Raw genomic sequence first — 21,213 nt, forward strand, 5'->3', positions numbered from 1 at the left:
GCCTCTGGAATGAGGCTCAGAGCCCTCAGCCGTTGAAGGTGTCCGGGTCGAAGCCGGTCCGCTCGTCGCGGTTCAGTGCGGAGATCTCGCCGATGTCGCCCTCGCTGAGCTCGAAGTCGAAGATGTCGAAGTTCTGCTCGATGCGCCTCTGGGTCACCGACTTGGGGAAGACGATGTCCCCGCGCTGGATGTGCCAGCGCAGGGTCACCTGGGCGGCCGACTTGCCCTCGCGCTGCGCGATGCGGTTGATGGTGGGGTCGTCGAGCACCTTGCCCTGTGCGATGGGCGACCAGGCCTCTGTGGCGATGTCGTGCTCGGCGCCGAAGGCCCTGACGTCGTCCTGGGTGAGGTAGGGGTGCACCTCGATCTGGTTGACGGCGGGCACCACGTCGCTGTTCTGCATCAGGCGGCGCAGGTGGTTGGGCTGGAAGTTGGAGACTCCGATGGCCTTGGCGCGGCCGGAGCGGTAGATCTCCTCAAGGGCCTTCCAGGTCTCCACGAAGTCACCCCTGCCGGGCAGCGGCCAGTGGATGAGGAAGAGGTCCAGATAGTCGAGTCCCAGCTCCTCCATGGTGCGGTCGAACGCCTTGAGGGCATCGTCGTGCGCATGGGCGCCGTTGTCGAGCTTGCTGGTCACGAAGACGTCGGCGCGGTCGAGACCGGAGTCGCGGACCGCCTGGCCGACCTCCTTCTCGTTGCCGTACATCTGAGCCGTGTCGATGTGCCGGTAGCCGACCTCCAGCGCGGCCAGCGTGGTCTCCCGGGTCTCCTCCGGCTCGATCTGGAAGGTGCCGAAGCCGAGCTGGGGGATCTCCACTGCGTTGTTGAGGGTGATGGAAGGTACTGCGGTCACGATGACTCCTTGTGTCGCTGGTTTCGCGGGGGATTGCTGATTCCGCGGGGTATCGCTGGTTTCGCGGGTGGAGGGCGGTGGGTCTGGAGGGCGGTGCGTCGGGGACTGCTCTCCGTTCACCTCGGCCGCAAAACACACGTATGGGCAGCTTCTGTCCCGCCATGGGTGCGCGGGACACGGTCGGATGGTTCAGCCTGCGATTCCGTGCAGCTCCGCGTCGGGCGGCAGCACGCGGACGAGCTTGCGGTTCACGAACTCCTGCATGCCGAGCTTCGAGAGCTCACGCCCGTAGCCGGAGCGCTTGATGCCGCCGAACGGCAGGTCGGGCTGGGTCGAGGTCGGGTGGTTCACCCAGACCATGCCGGTCTCCACGCGCTCCGCCACCCGGCGTCCCCGCTCCACGTCGGCGCAGAACACGGATCCGCCGAGGCCGTACTGGCTGTCGTTGGCGAGGGCGATGGCCTCGTCCTCGTCGGCGACCCGGTAGATGACCGCGGCGGGACCGAAGAGCTCCTCGGCGTAGGCCCGCATCCCCGGCTTGACGCCGGTGATGATGGTCGGTTCGACGAAGGCACCCGGGCGGTCGATCCGGTGGCCGCCCGTGACCAGTTCAGCACCTTGGTCCACCGTCTCGCGGAGCTGGTCGGCCAGGTCCGATGCCGCCTGCTCGGAGGAGAGCGGACCCAAGGTGGTCGCCTCGTCCGCGGGGTCACCGGGGCGCAGCTCCTCGAACTTGCGGCGCATCCCGTCGACGAAGTCGTCGTAGACGTCCTCAAGGACGATGAAGCGCTTCGAGGCCACGCAGCTCTGGCCGGTGTTCGCCATCCGGCCCGCCACCGCGGCGCCGATGGTGCGTTCGAGACCCGCACCGTCGAGGACGATGAAGACGTCGCTGCCGCCTAGCTCCAGGAGGCTCGGTTTCATGTTCCGCCCGGCGCGTTCGGCGACCTTGGCGCCCGCACCCTCGCTGCCGGTCAGGGAGGCCCCGCGGACCACCGGGCTGTCGATGATGCGTGAGATCTCGTCGTGGCTCACGAACAGATTCGTATAGACGCCCTCGGGGGCCTCGGCGTCACGGAAGAGCGACTCCAGGGCGAGTGCGGACTGCGGGCAGATACCGGCGTGCTTGACCAGCACCGTATTGCCGAGCACGAGGTTGGGGCCCGCGAAACGGACCACCTGGTAGAGCGGGAAGTTCCACGGCATGACACCGAGCAGCACACCGAGGGGCTCGTTCACGAGGTAGGCCTCGCCCTCCCCCTGGAATTCCAGCGGCTCGGCGGCGGCGAAGTCCGGCCCGTGCTGGGCGTAGTACTTCAGAATCGACGCGGCGAGGTCCACCTCTCCGCGCGCTTCGGAGATGAGCTTTCCCATCTCCAGGGTGATGATCTGAGCAAGCTCTTCCTTGCGCTGCTTCATCAGTCCTGCCGCGCGTGCGACGACGGCCGCGCGTTCGGCGATCGGCCGCTTGCGCCATGCGCCGAAGGCGCGGTCCGCGGTTTCGATCCTGGCATCGACCTCTTCGCCCTCGATGGCCGGGAACTCCTTGAGGGTCTCCCCCGTGTAGGGGCTCACGGTCGCAAACGAACTCTTGCGCTGATCTGACATGAACTCTCCAGAGCGACGATTGAGGGCGCAGGGCGGAACGTCTCGTTCCGGCCCCATCCCGGGGTACCCGACATCACGATGCGTAAACCGCTCATATGTCGCAAAACGGTGCACCCGTTCCCCACAGAAACCGGGTGCCCAGGGGAGAGGTCATCTAAAGGTCACCCCCGGATTCCTGCCGCTGCCGCGGGACCCACATGGATGCGCAGGTCACCGAACCGATGGGCCGGCCAGCCGCGCGCGTACCCCGGCGGCCCGTCCTCCGCCGTGGCGAGCGTGGCCGTCGGCGTCCGCCGCGCGGTCCGCAGCAGGTCCGCACGGGTGGTGCTGGCGTTGTGTCCCTGCGTCTGGGCGGAGGAGCACCCGGCGTAGAAGGCGATCGGGAGCGCCTCGTACCCGGTCAGCACGCACGGCGGCCGCACGCCGAGGCGATGCAGCTCGGCTGCCGTGCGGGCCCAGTCCTCGCGGGCGGCGGTGGAGCGGTCCACGACGTCCTCGAGGATCGCGTACTGCACCGCCAGATGCCCGGCGGCGGCGAGTGCCACCAGCGTCACGACCACCGGCCTCCACGCTTGGCGCGAGGCGGCGACCAGGTGGACGAGGGCATCGGCGACCGGGATGGCGAGCAGCGCGTAGAACGGCAGCAGGAAGCGCGGCGCCGCGTATCCGATCATGAACAGGTACGGGATGCCCGCCGTCGTGGCACAGGCCAGCGGCAGCAGCGTGCCCGCGGTGCGCCGGGCCCTGACCGCGACAACGAGACCGAGTGCGGCGAGCAGGGGCAGGGCGAACCACCACGCGATCAGTTCCGGGGCCGGAACCGAGGAGGTGCACGGGCGGCACAGGGTCTGGCCGCGCAGGCTGCGCAGCTGATCGAGGACGGCGATGTTCCAGCCGAGGCCACCCTGGATCCGCGAGGCATCGGCAAGGCGGGCACCCAGACCGCCGAAACTGACGTACGCCTCACCGATCCACCCGACCGCCCCCGCCCCCAGCCCCGCGAGCAGCGCCGCGAGCGACCGCGCCCGGCGCCATCGGCGTACACAGACCAGCGAGGCGAGCAGCGGGAGGCTCACCCAGACGGCGTCGATGGGCCGCATCCACGCCATCAGCGCCGCACTGGCGCCCATGCCCCACAGCGCGGCCCTGTCACGGTGGTCCGCCTGGGCGCGCAGGAAGCATCCGACACCCGCCAGGGCGCCGATCGCGACCCAGTAGTTGGGCATGACCTCCGGGCCGTAGAAGACGGTCACCCAGAGCGTCGCGAAGAGGGCACCCGCCAGGGCGACCACCCGTACGGGGAAGAGACCGCGCCAGACGCGCAGCGCCAGGAAGAGGCCGAGGCCCGAAAGCACCGCGAGGTAGACCCGCAGGAGTGAGGTGGACGACGACCATGAGGCGACCGGCGCGACCAGCAGGGAGATCCCGCGGGAACGGGGTGCGCTGAAGAACGCCGCCGGAGCGTGGCCGCTGACCTGACTGACGTACACCGCCTCGTCCCAGCCGAGCCCCATTCCGGGCCGTACCAGGGCCAGTTGGGTCAATGTGAAGACCCCTGCCACGACGGCCGGCCAGATCTGGCTTCCGACACGTCGCGGAACGCGCGGGGCCGTTGTCGGGCCGCCGCGCTCCATTGCGACGAGCGGGACGTTCAAGGTCTTGGCCATCGCCCGGCTTTCCCCTTACGCACCTGTAGGGCTCCTCTGCTGGCCTACAGGGCGCAGGCCAGAAGTCGTACATCATTACAAACGTGGACAAATTACCCCGATGCGTTCAGGAGCGCACGCTGGCGCGACACAGCATGGCGGCGCCCACGGAGGTCGCCTCCAGGGTGCGCGCCACTCCTGAGGGGCGATCGTCGCCGGAGAGGTTTACCCGTGTGAAAGGTGGTCAGGCGCACAGGAGTTGACACGGGAGGTGCACGTTGTCCCCCAACTTGGGACAGAACGGCCAGTGGGTCCGCACGCGTACGGAAGCCGACGCGAAGGCCTTCATCGAGGAGAAGCGCGCCGACCAGGCACGCTCCCAGGGAACCGGCACGCTGATCCTGACCGTCGTGGTCGTGCTCTTCCTGGTCGCCGCGGGCCTGTACAGCCGGTTCGGCTGACGCCGCCCTGCCACCCCTCTGCCGCGTCGGCGGCTCGGCTCCTCACCAGGCGCGCCGCAGGAAACACGGCACCGCCCCTCCGGCTTCCGGCCACGGCTGCGGTGCATGCCGTGGCCGGAAGCCCGAGGGAGTGCTCGCCACTTTCTCGTACGGGTTCAGCGGCACAGGGCCTTGTCCACGACCCGTTCCACACGCTTCATGGTTGCCGCGTCGCTCGGCTGGACGGTCACCGCGACGTTCGCGGCACGGCCGTCGGCGGTGACGCCGCCCCGGGTCTCGTATCCCGTGGTGCTGCCGCCGTGACCCCAGTAGACGCCACCGCACGACAGCGGTGTACTCACGAGCCCCAGTCCGTAGCGGGCGCCGGAAGCGAAGGGCGCTCCGGCGGGGACAGTCGTGCGCATCTCGGCGAGCTGGGCCGCCGGGAGGAGCCTGCCCGCCAGGAGTGCGGTGAAGAACCGGTTGAGGTCGGAGTTCGTGGAGATCATCTGCCCTGCCGCCCAGCCCCAGGACGGGTCCAGTTCCGTTCCGTCACGCAGAGGCGCACCGGCCGAATCCTGGTAGTAGCCCTTGGGATGGGGCTCCCGGATGGTCACGTCACCAGGTGCGGGGAAGTAGGTGTGGCGCAGCCCTGTGGGCTTGATGATGCGCCGCTCCAGCTCCTTGGCGAGCGGACGGTGGGTGACCTTCTCGACGATCAGACCGGCCAGCACATAGTTCGTGTTGCTGTACGCCCACTTCTCCCCGGGCGCGAAGTCGCCCTTGTGCTGGAGAGCGATGTCGAGGAGTTCGCGGGGTTCGTAGTGCCGGACGTCCTCGCCGAGGTATTTGACGTAGTCGGGGAGTCCGCTGGTGTGCTGCAGGAGCTCACGGACGGTGATGCGACGCCCGTCGATCTTCTCCCCGCGCACGAGGCCAGGCAGATAGGTGTCGACCGTCGCGTCGAGGCCGATCTTCCCTTCGCCGACCAGTTGCAGCACGAGCACCGCGGTGAACGTCTTGGTGTTGCTGCCGATCCGCACCTGACCGTTCCTGGGCACCTTCGAGCCGGTGGCCAGGTCCGCGACCCCCGCCGTGTAGGTACGGGCGTGACCTTCAGGGCCCTTGACCCTCGCGAGCGCGGCGGGCACTCCGTCGGAGCGCACCAGTGCGTCGAGGCCCTCCTGGACGGTGTCCCGCCCGGCGGAGGCGGAGGCGGACGCCGATGCCGATGCCGCTGCCGCTGCCGGGGACAAGGCAGCCACCGTCATGACGGCGGCGACCACCCCGGCCGTCGCAGCCGCGGCCGACACGACCGCGCGTCGGCCGTCCCGCCGCCCGGGAGAACTGAACCTCTGCCAAACCTGCTCACGCACTAGCCAACTCCTGCGGAATCGTCGGGAACCCAGCGGCATCTGCCTGGCCCAGCTTTTCCGAACGCGGCATCCCGGGACGATCCTGCTAACCGCCCAGGTCCAGGTAGGGCTAACCCCCGCCCCCCTGGCTCAGCCCGCGATCGAGTCCAACTGCTCGGCCGCGGGGCGCAGCGCCCACAGATCCCCGCCGGGCGGTGTCTCCAGCTCCGGGACCGCCTTGCGCGCGGCCGGGTCCCCGGCATCGGCCGCCGCGTGCACGACGTCGCTCGCCGCGAACCGGTGGAACTCCAGCTCGGGGTGCGGCCACTTCGCCGCCCCCGTGGCCGCGGGCAAGAGGTAGTCGACGGCCTTGAACAGGCTCTGCCCGTCGGGCCCCTGGTGGGACCACAGGTCCACGCCCACGCGCCGCCCGATCGCGGCGAGCCGGGTGTAGGCGACCAGATCGAAGGTCGAGTAGTGCCAACTCCGCGTCCGTGCGAGCTCCTGCGGCTGGCTTCCGTCGCCCGCGATCTGCGGGTCGATACGGCGGGCACGAGCGTCCAGGACGGTGCGGCGGGCGAGGGCGGTGTCACCCGTGGCGTAGGCGAGGGCGGCGACCTGCATGTCGTAGAACGTGCCGTGATTGTTCTGCGCGGCGCTCTCCTGCTTGCCGAAGTCACTGTCGACGAGCCAGCCCAGGAACTCCTTGTTCCACTTTTCCATCGCGGAGCGGTCGTTCTTCGACCACCCGGGTGCGCCCGTACCGAGGATCGCGATCGCGTCCACGACACTCGTGTAGGACTGCGAGAAGTCGATGACGCCGATGGCACGGCCCTCGTACTTGCAGGGGATGAACTGCGCGTGGTCCAGGTTCGGGTTCATCTTGGTCGCCGGGTCGAGGAACCAGGTGCGCAGGACGGATGCGGCCTTCTCGGCGTAGCGCTTCTTACCCGTGTAGTACCAGGCGAGCGTGAGGTCGTACGCCGAGTCGAAGACCTTCTCCACGTCCTGGCGGTCGGTCCCCGTGTCGACTTCGGGGTTGCGCTGCCCGTCGCGCTGTTCATATGGGCAACCCCACGGATTGTCGGCGGTCGGTATCCGCGTGGGCCACCAGTAGGGCGCCTGGCTCAGATAGTCGTGCACGTCACCGCCGGGCGCGGGCTTCGGCTTGTCGACGACCGTCCAGGGTCCCTGGTCGATCCAGGCGTCGGCACGCTTCGTCAAACCCCTTACGGAGCGCTTGAGTCGCGGGTCGCCGCGGTCCAGGCGGAGCTTGGTCTCCAGGAGTCGCCTGCCATCCAGCACGGCGGTGCGCGGGGCACTTCGGCGGGCGGTGGCGGTGGCGGTGGTGGTCGGCATCAGGACGGAGGCGAGAACCGCCGCCGCGGCGAGCGAGGCGCCGAACCGCACTCGGGATCTTGCGCGCATCACACACTCCAGTCACAAGTCACAGCCATAGCTTGGTCATGGATGTGAACATCATTCACTATATGGACCGGGGTGAGCGTAGAGCCGATGGGCTACGCAGGCAACGGGTACGTATAGGTCACTTCCTGTCCTATACGAGTCCTAGCGTGATCCCTGACCGGCGGAACACGAACACTTGAAGGCGGAGACCATGGCTGCGAACGAATCGACCATCACCCCCGACGGCCCGGCGAAGGGCCCGACCGTCACCGGTGAGCGTGCCGAGTGGCTGGAGACGCTCGGCAAGCACCGGCACTTCCTGCGCTTCACCACCCGTGATCTCACCGACGAGCAGGCCGGACTGCGCACCACCGCCAGCACGCTGTGTCTCGGCGGCCTGATCAAGCACGTCACCGGGGTCGAGCGGATGTGGGTGGGCTTCATCCTGGGCGGACCGTCGACGATGACCGACTTCACGGCCATGACCGAGGCCGACCGGGTCCGCCGGACCGACGAATTCAGGATGCTGCCCGGTGAGACGCTGGCGGGCGTGTTGGCCGATTACGCCGAAGCGGCCCGCCGGACCGACGAACTCGTGGCCACGCTGCCCGACTTGGATGCCACGTGGCCTCTGCCGAAGGCCCCGTGGTTCGAGGCCGGTGCGCGGTGGTCGGTTCGCCGTGTACTGATGCACATCACGACCGAGACCGCTCAGCACTCCGGCCACGCCGACATCATCCGTGAGTCCTTGGACGGCGCCACGAGCATGGCCTGACTCCTGATCCGCCGGAGCGGGTCAGGGGCATTTCCTTGACTGATTTTTCAGTGCGGGGAACGCAGGGCGCGCCTTCGGTAGGCCCTACATTCCCCGCAGCAGTGCCAGCTCGGCGTCGATGGCGCCGCGCAGCACGTCACGTGCGTGCTCGATGCGCAGGCCGCCGCTGAGCCAGCGCATGCTGAGCCCTTCGAGCAGCGCGGTGAGCCGCTCGCCCGACGCGGCCAGGGCGGGCGGCGGGGCCGTCGGCTGCACCTGGCCGAGGAGGGCCGCCACCTCCTGCACCCATACCAGGGTTGCCCTGGCGAGGTCGTCCCGCAGCACCTCGTCGAAGACGGCACTCGCCCGGAGCTCACCCCAGGCGGAGCTGTTCTCCCTGACCATCGGGGTGTCCTGAAGCTCCAGGAGGAGGATCTCCGCCAACTCCTCGCGCGGGGCGAGCGGCCCGGCGTCCGACGTCCGGCCGGCGGTGTAGCGCTCGGCTCGGTCGTTGATGAACTCGAGCGTCTGACGCAGGATCCCGGTGCGGTCCTTGAAGTGGTAGTAGATCAGCCCGGTCGAGACGCCCGCCTCGGCGGCGAGCTCTTCGACGCGCAGGCCACGGACGCCGCGACGGGCGATGAGCCGTGCGGCCGCTTCGAGGATCCGAGTAGTGCGAGGCGCCATGAATCCGCACCCTATCGGGCCGGCCCCCTCCCGGTGATCTCGGGCGGGCCGCGGGGATCGGCACGGGAAGGGGTTTTTCTTTGACTGAATTTTCAGTCCATGTCAGAGTCGAGGTATCGAGCGGCCCCGTCCGCGCCGCGCTCGTCGAGCGTCCCGCCATGCCGATGGGTAGCTTGATCCTCATCACGATGATCGGAGTCACCGTGTCCCCCTCCTCCGTCTTCCCGATACGCCCCTGCCGCCGCTCGGCCCTCCGCGCGCTCGCCGGAATCGGCACCGCGGTCCTCGGCGCCTCGGCGTGCGGAACCGGCGACGAGCAGGCGCGGGCCGCGAACACGGCGGGCGACCGGGACACGGTGGCCGAGGGACTGCGCATGGGTGCCGAGTGGGAGAGCCACGCGCGCACCTTCATGTCGTGGCCCGCTCTCCAGTCGGTGTGGGGGGAGGATCTCCCCTACGTACGCGAGGACATCGCCCGCGTCGCTCGCGCCATCGCGGAGTACGAGTACGTCGTGATGATGGCGAGACCCGACCAGCAGGCCGCCGCTCAGAAGGCCTGTGGGCGCGACGTCGAGGTCATCCCGCTGGCCGTCGACGACCTCTGGGCCCGCGACACCGTGCCGGTGTTCGTGGAGCAGGACGGCGGCGTCGTCGGTGTCGACTTCAACTTCAACGGGTGGGGCGACAAGCAGGAGCACACGCACGACGCCCGGGTGGGCCGCACTCTCCTCGCGAAGTACGGCATCCCCCGCAGGAAGGCGCCCCTGATCGCCGAGGGCGGGTCCTTCGAGACCGACGGCGAGGGCACGCTCCTCATCACCGAGAGCTCGATCGTCAACGACAACCGCAACCGCGGTAGGAGCCGCGACCAGATCGAGGCCGAGCTCAAGCGGACCCTGGGCATCAAGAAGGTGATCTGGCTGGCGGGCGTACGCGGTCAGGACATCACCGACGCGCACGTGGACAGCCTGGTTCGCTTCACCGCGCCCGGTGTGGTGCTCCTGGACCAGGCCTTCGCCGGTATGCCCGCCGACTCCTGGTCGCGCGCGGCCGACCAGGCGAAGGCGGTGCTCAGCAAGGCGACCGATGCCAGGGGCCGGTCCTTCGAGATCGTCGATCTGCCGCAGCCGGACCTGGACAGGATCACCGGCGAGGGCGACGACTTCGTATCGACGTACGCCAATTTCTACGTCGCCAACGACTCCGTGTTCATGCCCAGGTTCGGGGACCGGAAGGCCGACAAGCGCGCCCGGAGCATCCTGCGTGAGCACTTTCCCGAGCGCGACGTCGTGCCGGTCCGGATCGACACCATCGCCTCCGGTGGCGGCGGCATCCACTGCTCCACGCACGACGAGCCCGGCAAGCCGGTCGGCTGAACCCGGCCCCGCGCGCGAACACCGGCGTCATCGGGGGTGGCATCAGCACCACCCCAGGACCGGGCCCCAGACCTCCTGACCCGCGGCTTCCATCAGCGCAGGCTTGTCCCCGTCACCGGCGAACAGTCCGGCGGTCCACCGCCGGACACCGAAGGCGAACGGGGAGAGACAGGATGACCAGTCATACGCGACGGAGGATTCTCCAAGGTGCGGCGCTCACGGCGGCGGGCAGCGTGGTCGGGACCTACGGGCTCGGCCAGGACGCTCCGGCAGCGCGGGCAGCGACCCGAACGGCAACGCAGACGGCGGCGGGCGGCGGTGCGAAGTCGCTCCCGTTCCTGGAGGGCGCTTTCGCACCGGTCACCGAGGAACTGACCGCGTTCGACCTGAAGGTGACCGGCCGCGTGCCGCGCGACCTCGACGGCCGTTTCCTGCGCACGGGACCGAACGCGCTGGGCCTTGAGGACCCGCGGGCACACCACTGGATGCTGGGTGACGGCATGGTGCACGGGGTACGGCTGCGCGGTGGACGCGCCGAGTGGTACCGCAACCGCTGGGTGCGTTCGTCGCAGGTGGCGAAGAAGCTGGGCGAGACATATCCCGGACAGGCGCCGCCGGACGACTTCGCGTGCAACACGCACGTGATTCCGTACAAGGGGCGGATCCTGGCGCTCCAGGAGAGCGGGCCGCTGCCGTACGAGCTGGACGGCGAACTCGACACGGTGCGCCCGTACGACTTCCGCTCCACGCTGCGGGGTGCGTTCACCGCGCACACCAAGTACGACGCCGCAGCGGACGAGTTGCACGCGGTGACGTACTACGCGACCTGGGACCACGTGCGGCACATCATGATCGACGGCACCGGGCGCGTTGCCCGGTCCAACAAGATCCCGGTGACGGACGCGCCGATGATGCACGACTTCGCCCTCACGCAGAAGTACGTGGTGATCGTTGACGTCCCGATCGCGTTCGACGCGGCGGCTGCCGAGGCCGGTGCGCGGGTGCCGTACACCTGGAACGAGCACCACCCGATGCGCGTGGGGATCATGCCGCGGGCCGGCGGCGTCACACGCTGGTTCGAGATCGACCCGGTCTTCTACTCGCACACGCTCAACGCCTACGACCAGGGCGACACGGTGGTGATGGAGTACACCAGCATGCCCGCCCCCTTCTACGTGGCAGGCCGGGGCAACGGCGGCCCCTCCACGGACGGCGCTCCGACACTCGACCGCTGGACGATCGACCTGCGCGCCGGCCGGGTCCGCGGCACCCGCATCGACGATCTGCCGCAGGAGTTCCCCCGCGTCAACGAATCCCTGATCTCCCGTCGGCACCGCTTCGGGTACGCGGCGAGCGCGGCCGAGATGTGGCGCGCGTACGAGACGGTCGACGGGGTTCCGCCGGACGACAAGTTCACCAACTGCCTCGTCAAGCACGACATGTCACGCGACAGCAAGCAAGTGGTCCGCTTCCCGAAGGGCGCGGCGGCGAGCGAGCCGGTGTTCGTGCCGCGCCGGGGCGCGCGGGACGAGGACGACGGCTACATCCTCTCCTACGTGCACGACCCCGACCGCGGCGCGACCGACCTGGTGATCCTCGCGGCACAGGACTTCACCGGCCACCCGCTGGCCCGCGTCCACCTGCCGGGACGGGTACCGCTCGGCTTCCACGGAAGCTGGGTGGGGGACGTGTAGCGAGGGATCGGAATCAGCTCCGGCTCCGGTCCAGACGTTCTGGACACACGTCCTTCAAGGTGTTCCTGGACGGGCACACTGTCGTGGCCTGCCTGACGGGCAGGGTCTTTGGGCCCGCGCACGTCGTGGATTACGGCGGTCGACGTGCCGCGCCGGCCTCGGCCGCCGCCGGACGGACGAGGCCGACGCGAACCTCAGTTGCCGCCCGCTCCGATCTCGGCGCCGACCGCCGCGAGCGCGGTGGTCACGGGCTGGAAGAACGTCTCACCGCCCGCGGTGCAGTCGCCGCTGCCGCCCGAAGTGAGGCCGATCGCGCTCCCGTCGCCGGTGAACAGTGAGCCTCCGCTGTCTCCCGGTTCGGCACAGACATCGGTCTGGATGAGCCCGGTGACGGTCCCTTCCGCGTAGTTCACCGTGGCGTCTAGTCCGGTGACCACACCATCCTGGAGCCCGGTGGTGCTGCCCATGCGGGACACCTGGAGCCCGACCGACGCTTCGGCGGCCCGCGCGATCTCCACGGTCCGGCCGCCACCCGTGTCGACCGCGCTCGGAGCGTCGGCGGCCGGGTCGTCGTACGTGACCAGCGCGAAGTCGCCGTCCCCCGGGAACGTCGCGTCCTGGACGGTACCGACGGGCGCGCCGCCCTGGGCATCCGACCAGCTCTCGGCGGCCACCCCGCAGTGGCCCGCGGTGAGGAATCCTGGACTCCCGTCCCCGGTCGTCACGTTGAAGCCGAGCGAGCAGCGCGCGCCGCCTCCGAAGATGGCGTCGCCCCCTGCCGCGAAGGGCTTGAACTCTCCCGCGGACTTCTGGATGCGGGCCATTCCCGGGCCGAGCGACTCGACGGTCGCCTCAAGCTTGTCCAGACGTTCACCGGTGACCGTGCGGTCGGCCGTGACCACGACCTGATTGGTCCTGGGGTCCGTGGCCCACGCGGTTCCTGCCATGGTGGCCCTGCTCGCCAACGTCCGTGCGGCGGAGCCGAGTTCACCACTGCTGTTGTCGACGCTGCGCGCCACCGCTCCAGCTCTTTGCACCTGGGCGTTCACCGCGTTGTCGTCACCCACGACGTTGACGACGAGCTGCTCCTTGCCCTCGTCGTAGAACGCGCCGCCGTAGGCATCGCCGAGCTGCGAGGCCAACGGCTCGACCAGCTTCGTCGCCGATGCCGCGCTGATCCTCTTGGCGGCGGGCCCTGAGGCGGCCTCGGGCCCGGATTGCGAGGCGTTGGCCTGCTGCAGCAGGACGGCCGTAGCGACCATGCCCATCGCCGCAGCCCCTGCGAGAACGGCCTTTCGCCTGGGTATTCGCTTGTGCCTCAACTCGTCGCCTCCTGTGCGGATGCCGAATTCGACCGCCGACCGAAGCCGGGGGCATGTCCGGCTCTAGATACGGGTGAGACGGGAGTTGTGTTCAACCGCACGGCTGGGGCTGCGTTCAACTGCGCGACGGTGGCGGCGCGTTCGTCGCTCCGGCCGACAGCAGTCGCCGTGCCAGTTCGCGACAGCGCTCCCCCAGCTCCGGAGGGTCGAGCACCTCGAAGTCGTGCCCCAGCAGCACCATGTGCAGCAGCACGGCGTCGAGGCGTTCGCCGCCGCTGAGCACCTCGCAGCGCTCACTCCCCCGCGGTCGCACCACGGCCGCCGCCGCCGGGATCTGCGCGCGCACCGTGTCGGCCGACGCGTGCACGAGGAAGCGCGCCTGGTGCGAGTAGACCCGGCTCGCCACCCCCTCCTGTACGTACGCGGCCGCGTCGGGCGCGTCGCGCGGGCGAAAGCGCCAGGTCCGTGCGGAGGTGTCGGTCATCCGGTCGACGCGGAAGGTGCGCCAGTCGTCGCGATCGAGGTCGTAGGCGAAGAGGTACCAGCGCCGGTCGGAGGCGACAAGGCGGTAGGGCTCGACCCGCCGCCGTCGCACCTCGCCTCCTGACGGGTAGTCGAATCCGGCCTCGACCTCGTCGCGGCAGGCTCTGGCCAGCGTCATGAGCGCCTCGGGGTCGACGGGCGTACGGCCGCCGGCGAAGAACTCCACCGAGCCGGAGAGAGCGCGCACCTCGTGCCGCAGCCGGGTGGGCAGCACCTGGTCGAGCTTGGTCAGCGCTTGGAGAGCGGCGTCGCCCGCACCGGCGACCGCGCCACCCGCACCGGCGAGCAGCGAGACCGCGGTGGCGATCGCCTCCTGATCGTCGAGCAGCAGCGGCGGCAGCTCCTGCCCCGCACCGAGTCGGTACCCGCCGCCGACGCCCTGTCCCGCGTGCACCGGATAGCCGAGCGTGCGCAGCCGTTCTACATCGCGCCGTACGGTGCGGGGCGTGACCCCGAGCCGGTCGGCGAGCTCGGGTCCTGTCCAGAGCTGGCGCTGCTGCAGCAGCCCGAGCAGGGTGAGCACTCGCTCCGTCGTACCCCGTTCGTCATTGCGTGCCCCGTTCATGTCGCACACCCTGCCAGAGATAGCGGACCGATCCTGTCCGCCAGGGGTGTCACGGTGGCTCCATGAACACACACGAACTCGACTGGAACCGAACGTTGCGCGAGCAGTGGGAGGTCCATTGGAACCAGCAGCTCCGAGACCGGCTCGCCGGCCTCACCGACGACGAGTACTTCTGGTCACCGGTGTCGGACTCCTGGAGCGTGTGGCCGCGCGGCAGCTCGACGGCGCCCGTGCAGGCCGGCGCCGGGGATTTCGCCATCGACTTCGCTTTCCCGCAGCCGGTCCCACCGCCCTTCACCACGATCGCCTGGCGGCTCGGTCACGTCATCGTCGGTGTGCTCGCCACGCGCAACGCCGCGCACTTCGGTGCTCCGGAGGCTTCGTACCAGAGCTGGGAGTACGCAGGCAGCGCGGCCACCGCGCTCGACCAGCTCGACGCTCAGCTCGATCTCTGGCTGACAGGGGTACGCGGCCTCGGCGACGCCGGGCTCCGGGTCCCGCTCGGTGAGAAGGAGCCCTTCCCCGAGGCGACCATGGCCGATCTGGTGCTGCACATCCACCGAGAGCTGATCCACCATCTTTCCGAGGTCTGCTTGCTGCGCGACCTCTACCTGCACACGCATCCCGCGGACCCCACGGACCCCGCCAGGAACGGAGCAAGCCGATGAGCCGCACCATCCAGATCACCTTCGACGCCCATGACCCGCGTGCGCTGTCGTCCTTCTGGCGCGACGCGCTGCACTACGTCATCCCCGGCCCGCCCGGTGTCGAGCTGCCGGAGGGCGCCGACGCCCTTGCGGCGTGGGACGACTTCCTCGCGCGCATCGGCGTACCGGAGGACCAGCGCAACGCGAGATCGGCCGTGGAGGACCCGGCCGGGCACGGCCCGCGCGTGCTCTTCCAACAGGTACCGGAGGACAAGGTCGCCAAGAACCGCGTCCATCTCGACGTCCGCGCGGCTCCCGGGTTGCAGGGTGAGGAGCGGATGGCGGCCCTGGAGGCCGAGTGCGACCGGCTCGTCGCGCTGGGAGCGAAGCGGGTACGCCGCGACGAGCCCGCGCCCCCGATGAGTGCCGGCTACATCGTGATGACCGACCCCGAGGGCAACGAGTTCTGCCTGGACTGACCTGGCTGCACCGTGACCGTGCGTGACGGCTGGACGGGCGCGGTCCGCACCGGCGGCCTACGTTGAATGCAGAGGCCCACACCAGGTGAGAGACCGGTGGGCGCTGTAACGACAAAGGAGTTGTCATGGCTGACAAGGGCGGCATGGACAAGATGAAGGGCAAGGCCAAGGAAATGGGCGGCAAGGTCATGGGTGACCGTGACAAGCAGGCCGAGGGCAAGGGCGACCAGGCCAAGGGCGAGGTCAAGAAGGCCATGGGCGACATGCGCGACCGCGCCCAGGACGCGCAGGAGAAGCTCAAGCGCCGCGACAGCTGACGAACTCCACCGCAAGCTCCCGCACATTCGTGTGCGGGGGCTTCGGTCGTCCTGAGGGGCGAGCTGCGGTCGTTCTGACGCGGGACCTTCGGTCGTTCTGACGCGGGTGGCGAGTGCCTGCCGGTTACCGCTGCCCGTCCGGCAGTGCGTACAGCGGTGCGTACGGCGATGCGTAGGGGGGAATGCCCGCCTCGCCCGCCGCATCACGCAGGACGTCCTTGAGCATGTCCGGGGTCAGCCGACCCGTGAACGTATTGCGCTGGCTCACGTGGAAGCAGCCGTACAGGGTGACCGGACCCGGACCCGCACCCACACCCACACCCGCACCGGAGTGCCCGGAGTCCTCCGCCCGCTCCAGCGTCACCCGCGTGCCGTGCGCGAACCGGGGCCGTGGCTTCGGCACGCGCCACCCCGCCGCCGTGAACGCCGGCAAAGCCGCCTGCCATCCGAACGCCCCCAGAATCACCGCCGACCGAAGCCGCGGCCCCAGCAGCTCCAGCTCCCGCACGAGCCACGGCCTGCACATGTCCCGCTCACCCGGGGTCGGCTTGTTCTCGGGCGGGGCGCAGTGCACCGGCGACGTCACCCGCACCCCGCGCAGCGTCAGGCCGTCGTCCATGGACTCGGCCACCGGGCTCGACGCGAGGCCCAGCTCGTACATCGCCTTGTACAGGACGTCTCCGGAACGGTCGCCCGTGAACATCCGGCCCGTCCGATTCCCTCCGTGCGCCGCGGGCGCGAGCCCGATGGCGAGCATCGAGGCATCCGCCGGTCCGAACCCGGGTACCGGCCGGGCCCAGTACGTCCAGTCCATGTAGGCAGCCCGTTTGACCCGCCCGACTTCCTCCCGCCAGGCGACGAGCCGGGGGCACGCGGAACACCCCGAGATACGCGCGTCCAGCTCGGACAGCGGATTCATGCGGACCACACTAGATCGTGTCGATGTCTGTCGTGCCCATCCGTAAATGGCTGGCGCGGCATACCGGTGCGGCGAGATGCTCCCAAGCGTCCGGGGCCGTGTGTCCGGGTCCGTGTGTCCGGGTCCACGTGTGCGGGTCGGCGTGTCCGGGGCCGCGCGAAGCTCGGTGATCGCGTTCCCGTCCGACCGGAGAGGGAGTTGTGATGACCGTTGGCGCGTCGGAGCAGTCCGGGGCCGAACCCACTGTCCGCCTGGCGGCCGGAGCGCTGCGCGGTACACGGGAGGCCGGGACGACCGTCTTCCGTGGCATCCCGTTCGCCGAGCCGCCGGTCGGCCCGCTGCGTTTCGCGGCGCCGCGGCCGGTACGGGAGTGGGACGGGGTGCGGGCGGCGGAGTCGTACGGACCGCCGCCCCCTCAGGGCGGTCACTTCGGCATGGACGCCCTGGCACGCGACGTGGAGGGCGACGCGTGGCTGACGGTCAACGTCTGGTCGCCCGATCCCGGGCCGGGCGCAGGCCTTCCGGTGATGGTGTGGATCCAAGGCGGTGCCTACACGATCGGCATGTCCGGGCTCCCCGAGTACGACGGCGGCCGTCTCGCGCGCGAGGGCGGCGTCCTCGTGGTGACGTTCAACTACCGTGTGGGGCTCGAGGGTTTCGGACAGTTCGAGGGGGCTCCCGCCAACCGGGGGCTGCTCGACCAGGTGGCCGCTCTGGAGTGGGTGCGCGACAACATCCGGGACTTCGGCGGCGACCCCGACCGCGTCACGGTCTTCGGCCAGTCGGCGGGGGCCGGATCGGTCGCCGCGCTCCTTGCGATGCCGCGCGCGGCAGGACTGTTCGGCCGGGCCGTCGCACAGAGTGTGCAGGGCACGTTCTTCTCACCGGAGCTCGCCGCCGACATAGCCACCGCCTGCGCCGCCGAGCTGGGACTCGGGCCCACGGTGGCCGACCTGTCCACGGTGGATCCGGCCCTGCTGTCCGCAGCCGGTGACGCGGTGGGCGCCAAGATGGGGCAGTGGGCCCAGCGGTGGGGTCATGTGGCGCACAGGTCGATCGTGTTCTCGCCGGTCGTCGAGGGCGACGCGCTGCCGGTCACTCCCTGGCAGGCGCTGGCTGACGGCGCAGGCCGCGGCATCGAGCTCCTCGTCGGCCATACCCGCGACGAAACACGGCTGCTCACCGCGCTCGACGGCCTGCTCGGCCAGGTGACACAGGAGCAGGCGGCGACCGCGCTGGACGTCTTCGGTCCCGGGCCGGACGGCGCACGCCGCTACCGCGACGGTTTTCCGGACGCGGGCCCGGACAAGCTGTATGAACTGGTGCTCTCCGACTGTCTGTTCCGCATGCCGAGCCTCCACCTCGCCGAGGCCCAGACCTCCGCGGGTGGCCGCGCGTATGTCTATGAGCTGACCTGGCCCGCCCCTGGGATGGAAGGTGTCCTGGGTGCCTGCCACGGCCTCGACGTACCCCTCGTCTTCGGCAACCTGGACCGCGGGCAGCCCGCCGCGCTGATCGGCGAGGGCCCGCCCCCGGAGGGGGAGGTACTGTCCGCCCGCATGCGCGCCGCGTGGACGGCGTTCGCCACGACCGGCGATCCCGGCTGGCCCGCCTACGACGCCGGGCAGCGCCTCGTGCGGCTCTTCGACACGCGACCGGCCGTCACCGCGTACCCGGAAGAGCTTTCCCGCCTCATCTGGCAGAACCACGACTTCCCTGTACTGCCGCTGCTCGGGGGCCGGTGAAAGGGAAGCCCTATCAGGCCCTCGTCAATGCCGAATCGACCAGGGGCGGTGTCACTCGCTACCGTGTGACGCACCGGCATCTGCCCATCGTCCGATGTGCGGGATCCGGCCCTGTACAGCGAGGAGTTGATCGATATGCGCAGGCTCACCCGACGCCGCCACATCGACCTCGGACGTCTCGCCGGCGCTTTCTGTCGCCGCTGACCTCAGGCCTCAGCTCGGCCCCTCCTCCCTTCACTGATTCGCCGAAGGCGCGTGTGCGCTTCTACACGTCTGCGCGTCTGCGCTCCGCGGACCCTTCCGCCGTGCGTGATCGACGCCAAGTGACGCACACCCTCTGATCAGCGGGTCCCGCCGCGCACCTCGGCATGCCCAAAACCTCCCCGGGAGTCCCCTATGTCATCCGTGCCGCCATCCGCCCCTGCCCCGGCCCCCGTCGCCACCGAACCCGCGCGCTTCGCGTACTGGGTGCCCAACGTCAGCGGTGGCCTCGTCACCAGCAAGATCGAGCAGCGCACCGACTGGGGCTACGAGTACAACCGCGAGCTGGCCGTCCTCGCCGAGAACAACGGCTTCGACTACGCCCTGAGTCAGGTGCGCTACATGGCCAGCTACGGCGCCGAGTTCCAGCACGAGTCGACCAGCTTCAGCCTCGCCCTGCTGCTCGCCACGGAGCGCCTGAAGGTGATCGCCGCCGTCCATCCGGGCCTGTGGCACCCGGGAGTGCTCGCCAAGCTCGGCGCGACCGCCGACCATCTGTCGGGCGGTCGGTTCGCCGTCAACGTGGTCAGCGGCTGGTTCAAAGACGAGTTCACCGCGCTCGGCGAGCCCTGGCTCGAGCACGACGAGCGCTACCGCCGCTCCGAGGAGTTCATCAGGGCGCTGCGCGGCATCTGGACCGAGGACCACGCCGAACTGGCCGGTGACTTCTACCGGATCCGCGACTTCTCCCTCAAACCCAAGCCCCTCAACACCCCCGAGCGCCCCCATCCGGAGATCTTCCAGGGCGGCAACTCCACCGCGGCCCGCGCCATGGCGGGCCGCGTGTCCGACTGGTACTTCTCCAACGGCAAGGATTTCGACGGCGTCACCGAGCAGATCCAGGACGTACGTTCCTCGGCCGCGGGCGCCGGACGCACCCCGCCCCGCTTCGGCCTCAACGGCTTCCTCATCGCCCGTGACACCGAGGCCGAGGCCCGCGAGACGCTCCGCGAGATCGTCGCCAAGGCCGATTCTGACGCGGTGGAGGGCTTCGGCGCCGCCGTGAAGCAGGCAGGACGGTCCGCCGCCGACGGCAAGGGCATGTGGCAGGACTCCTCCTTCGAGGACCTCGTCCAGTACAACGACGGTTTCCGTACGGGTCTCATCGGCACCCCGGAACAGATCGCGGAACGCATCATCGCCTACAAGCGCCTCGGCGTGGACCTCTTCCTCCTGGGGTTCCTGCACTACCTGGAGGAGGTCGAGTACTTCGGCAAGAAGGTACTCCCGATCGTCCGTGAACTCGAGGCCTCCGCCGCCCACTGACACACCCTTCCCCCCAACCACCGTAGATCCCAACCCCCATAGATCCCAACCCCCGTAGATCCGAACTCCCGTAGGTCTCAACTCCCCTGGAGAGGTAGCAATATGAGCACCGTCGCACCCGCCGACTGGAAGACCCTCCCCGCACCCGAGGACTCCCGGGCCTGGATCGGCCGCGCAGCCGAGGTCGCGGCCGTCCTTGCCACCGACGCCGTCGCACGCGACAAGGCGGGCGAAACCCCGTACGCCGAGGTCCAGTTGCTCAAGGATGCCGGTCTGGTCACCCTGCTCGGCCCTGCCGAGCACGGCGGAGCCGGTCAGGACTGGCCGACGGCCTACCGCGTGGTGCGCGAGGTCGCCAAAGCCGACGGCTCGATCGGTCAGCTCCTCGGCTACCACTATCTGTGGAACTGGGCCGCGCGCCTGGTCGGCACCCGCGAGCAGTGGGAGCACGTCGAGGCCACGGCCGCCCGTGAGCGGTGGTTCTTCGGCGGCGCGGTCAACCCGCGCGACCAGGACGTCGTGGTCACCGAGGACGGCGACGACCTCGTCTTCACCGGCCGCAAGAGCTTCTCCACCGGCAGCAAGGTCTCGGACGTCACCGTGCTCGAAGGCGTTCTGGACGGTACGGACAAGCATGTGTTCGCCATCGTGCCGTCCGACAGCGAGGGTCTGACCTTCCACGACGACTGGGACAACATCGGCCAGCGGCTCACCGAGAGCGGCGGCGTGACGCTCGACGGCGTACGCACACCGTGGGCGTCGGCCGCCGGATACGTCGGCAAGGAGTTCACGCCGCGCGTCTACAACACGCTCAACGTCCCCACCATTCAGCTGGTCTTCGTCAACTTCTACCTCGGCATCGCCGCCGGCGCCCTGGAGACCGCCGCTTCCTACACCACGGCCAAGTCCCGTCCCTGGCTGCACGGTGGTCACGACACGGCTGTCGACGAGCCGTACGTCATCGACATCTACGGCGATCTCACCGCCAAGCTGTGGGCCGTCGAGGCGCTGGCCGACGCCGTCGCCGTGGAGGGCCAGGTACTGCACGACGAGCCGGACGCGGTCACCGAGCAGTCCCGTGGTGCGTTCGAGGTGCGGGTCGCGGCGGTGAAGGCGCGGGCCACGGAGGTCGCTCTGGAGATCACCAACCAGGTCTTCGAGGTCACCGGCGCCCGCGCCACCGCATCCGCCGAAGGACTCGACCGGTTCTGGCGCAACGTACGCACCCACACCCTCCACGACCCCGTCGCCTACAAGCGGCGCGAGGTCGGCCGTCATGTCCTGACCGGTGAACTCCCGGAGCCCACTTGGTATTCGTGACCCTCGAAC

Annotated in this window: 20 protein-coding genes; 11 read left to right on the forward strand and 9 right to left on the reverse strand. The window is 69.6% G+C overall.

Annotated elements, in window-relative coordinates:
* Window positions 1-25: 25 nt before the first annotated feature.
* The 3 genes from ACFVXC_RS39900 to ACFVXC_RS39910 form a co-directional block, all read right to left on the reverse strand.
* Window positions 26-853 carry an aldo/keto reductase gene (locus ACFVXC_RS39900; RefSeq protein WP_389916282.1) on the reverse strand — a complete coding sequence of 276 codons (828 nt, stop codon included), beginning with the start codon at window positions 851-853 and terminating at the stop codon, window positions 26-28.
* A 189-nt stretch (window positions 854-1,042) separates the two neighbouring features.
* Complete coding sequence (locus ACFVXC_RS39905; protein WP_389916284.1) at window positions 1,043-2,461, reverse strand: NAD-dependent succinate-semialdehyde dehydrogenase; 1,419 nt, start codon at window positions 2,459-2,461, stop codon at window positions 1,043-1,045.
* Window positions 2,462-2,622: 161 nt separating this feature from the next.
* Window positions 2,623-4,128: a hypothetical protein gene (locus ACFVXC_RS39910; RefSeq protein ID WP_389916286.1), complete on the reverse strand. Its 1,506-nt coding sequence runs from the start codon at window positions 4,126-4,128 to the stop codon at window positions 2,623-2,625.
* Window positions 4,129-4,385: 257 nt separating this feature from the next.
* Here ACFVXC_RS39910 and ACFVXC_RS39915 point away from each other — a divergent pair, with 257 nt between their 5' ends.
* Window positions 4,386-4,568, forward strand: a complete 183-nt coding sequence (locus ACFVXC_RS39915; RefSeq protein WP_389916288.1) for a hypothetical protein — start codon at window positions 4,386-4,388, stop codon at window positions 4,566-4,568.
* A gap of 155 nt (window positions 4,569-4,723) precedes the next feature.
* Here the strand turns inward: ACFVXC_RS39915 and ACFVXC_RS39920 are convergent, their stop codons facing one another.
* Complete coding sequence (locus ACFVXC_RS39920; protein ID WP_389916290.1) at window positions 4,724-5,923, reverse strand: serine hydrolase domain-containing protein; 1,200 nt, start codon at window positions 5,921-5,923, stop codon at window positions 4,724-4,726.
* A 129-nt stretch (window positions 5,924-6,052) separates the two neighbouring features.
* Window positions 6,053-7,330 carry an alginate lyase family protein gene (locus ACFVXC_RS39925; protein WP_389916292.1) on the reverse strand — a complete coding sequence of 426 codons (1,278 nt, stop codon included), beginning with the start codon at window positions 7,328-7,330 and terminating at the stop codon, window positions 6,053-6,055.
* 190 nt (window positions 7,331-7,520) lie between these two features.
* Here ACFVXC_RS39925 and ACFVXC_RS39930 point away from each other — a divergent pair, with 190 nt between their 5' ends.
* A complete protein-coding gene (locus ACFVXC_RS39930; protein WP_389916294.1) occupies window positions 7,521-8,084 on the forward strand; it encodes a DinB family protein in 564 nt (187 codons plus the stop codon).
* A gap of 84 nt (window positions 8,085-8,168) precedes the next feature.
* Here ACFVXC_RS39930 and ACFVXC_RS39935 read toward each other — a convergent pair whose 3' ends face one another.
* A complete protein-coding gene (locus ACFVXC_RS39935) occupies window positions 8,169-8,750 on the reverse strand; it encodes a TetR/AcrR family transcriptional regulator (protein ID WP_389916296.1) in 582 nt (193 codons plus the stop codon).
* A gap of 188 nt (window positions 8,751-8,938) precedes the next feature.
* On the opposite strand from ACFVXC_RS39935, the gene ACFVXC_RS39940 reads away from it, so the two are divergent.
* Together ACFVXC_RS39940 and ACFVXC_RS39945 are read left to right on the forward strand one after the other, a co-directional pair.
* On the forward strand, window positions 8,939-10,126 hold the full coding sequence (locus ACFVXC_RS39940; protein WP_389916337.1) for an agmatine deiminase family protein: 1,188 nt from the start codon (window positions 8,939-8,941) through the stop codon (window positions 10,124-10,126).
* A gap of 173 nt (window positions 10,127-10,299) precedes the next feature.
* Window positions 10,300-11,820 carry a carotenoid oxygenase family protein gene (locus ACFVXC_RS39945; RefSeq protein WP_389916298.1) on the forward strand — a complete coding sequence of 507 codons (1,521 nt, stop codon included), beginning with the start codon at window positions 10,300-10,302 and terminating at the stop codon, window positions 11,818-11,820.
* Window positions 11,821-12,014: 194 nt separating this feature from the next.
* Here the strand turns inward: ACFVXC_RS39945 and ACFVXC_RS39950 are convergent, their stop codons facing one another.
* Together ACFVXC_RS39950 and ACFVXC_RS39955 are read right to left on the reverse strand one after the other, a co-directional pair.
* A complete protein-coding gene (locus ACFVXC_RS39950; RefSeq protein ID WP_389916299.1) occupies window positions 12,015-13,088 on the reverse strand; it encodes a S1 family peptidase in 1,074 nt (357 codons plus the stop codon).
* 169 nt (window positions 13,089-13,257) lie between these two features.
* Entirely contained in the window at window positions 13,258-14,250 is a 993-nt protein-coding gene (locus ACFVXC_RS39955; RefSeq protein ID WP_389916301.1) for a helix-turn-helix transcriptional regulator, read from the reverse strand.
* Between the two features lie 62 nt (window positions 14,251-14,312).
* Between ACFVXC_RS39955 and ACFVXC_RS39960 the strand changes: the two genes are divergently transcribed.
* From ACFVXC_RS39960 to ACFVXC_RS39970, 3 genes are all read left to right on the forward strand, one after another.
* Complete coding sequence (locus ACFVXC_RS39960) at window positions 14,313-14,918, forward strand: DinB family protein (protein WP_389916303.1); 606 nt, start codon at window positions 14,313-14,315, stop codon at window positions 14,916-14,918.
* The gene (locus ACFVXC_RS39965; RefSeq protein WP_389916305.1) at window positions 14,915-15,376 is read left to right on the forward strand and encodes a VOC family protein; all 462 of its coding nucleotides are present in this window, start codon (window positions 14,915-14,917) and stop codon (window positions 15,374-15,376) included. Before ACFVXC_RS39960 ends, ACFVXC_RS39965 begins: the two co-directional genes overlap by 4 nt.
* A gap of 125 nt (window positions 15,377-15,501) precedes the next feature.
* Window positions 15,502-15,693: a CsbD family protein gene (locus ACFVXC_RS39970; protein WP_389916307.1), complete on the forward strand. Its 192-nt coding sequence runs from the start codon at window positions 15,502-15,504 to the stop codon at window positions 15,691-15,693.
* A gap of 124 nt (window positions 15,694-15,817) precedes the next feature.
* Here the strand turns inward: ACFVXC_RS39970 and ACFVXC_RS39975 are convergent, their stop codons facing one another.
* Complete coding sequence (locus ACFVXC_RS39975; protein ID WP_389916309.1) at window positions 15,818-16,612, reverse strand: uracil-DNA glycosylase; 795 nt, start codon at window positions 16,610-16,612, stop codon at window positions 15,818-15,820.
* A 203-nt stretch (window positions 16,613-16,815) separates the two neighbouring features.
* On the opposite strand from ACFVXC_RS39975, the gene ACFVXC_RS39980 reads away from it, so the two are divergent.
* From ACFVXC_RS39980 to ACFVXC_RS39995, 4 genes are all read left to right on the forward strand, one after another.
* Entirely contained in the window at window positions 16,816-18,357 is a 1,542-nt protein-coding gene (locus tag ACFVXC_RS39980) for a carboxylesterase/lipase family protein (RefSeq protein WP_389916311.1), read from the forward strand.
* Between the two features lie 135 nt (window positions 18,358-18,492).
* On the forward strand, window positions 18,493-18,561 hold the full coding sequence (locus ACFVXC_RS39985; protein WP_389916339.1) for a putative leader peptide: 69 nt from the start codon (window positions 18,493-18,495) through the stop codon (window positions 18,559-18,561).
* Between the two features lie 192 nt (window positions 18,562-18,753).
* Window positions 18,754-19,884 (forward strand): dimethylsulfone monooxygenase SfnG, encoded by a 1,131-nt coding sequence (sfnG, locus tag ACFVXC_RS39990; RefSeq protein ID WP_389916313.1) that lies wholly within the window; start codon window positions 18,754-18,756, stop codon window positions 19,882-19,884.
* Between the two features lie 102 nt (window positions 19,885-19,986).
* On the forward strand, window positions 19,987-21,204 hold the full coding sequence (locus ACFVXC_RS39995; protein WP_389916315.1) for an acyl-CoA dehydrogenase family protein: 1,218 nt from the start codon (window positions 19,987-19,989) through the stop codon (window positions 21,202-21,204).
* The last annotated feature ends 9 nt before the right edge of the window (window positions 21,205-21,213 follow it).

The organism is Streptomyces sp. NPDC058257 (assembly GCF_042881845.1).
Taxonomy (GTDB): Bacteria; Actinomycetota; Actinomycetes; order Streptomycetales; family Streptomycetaceae; genus Streptomyces.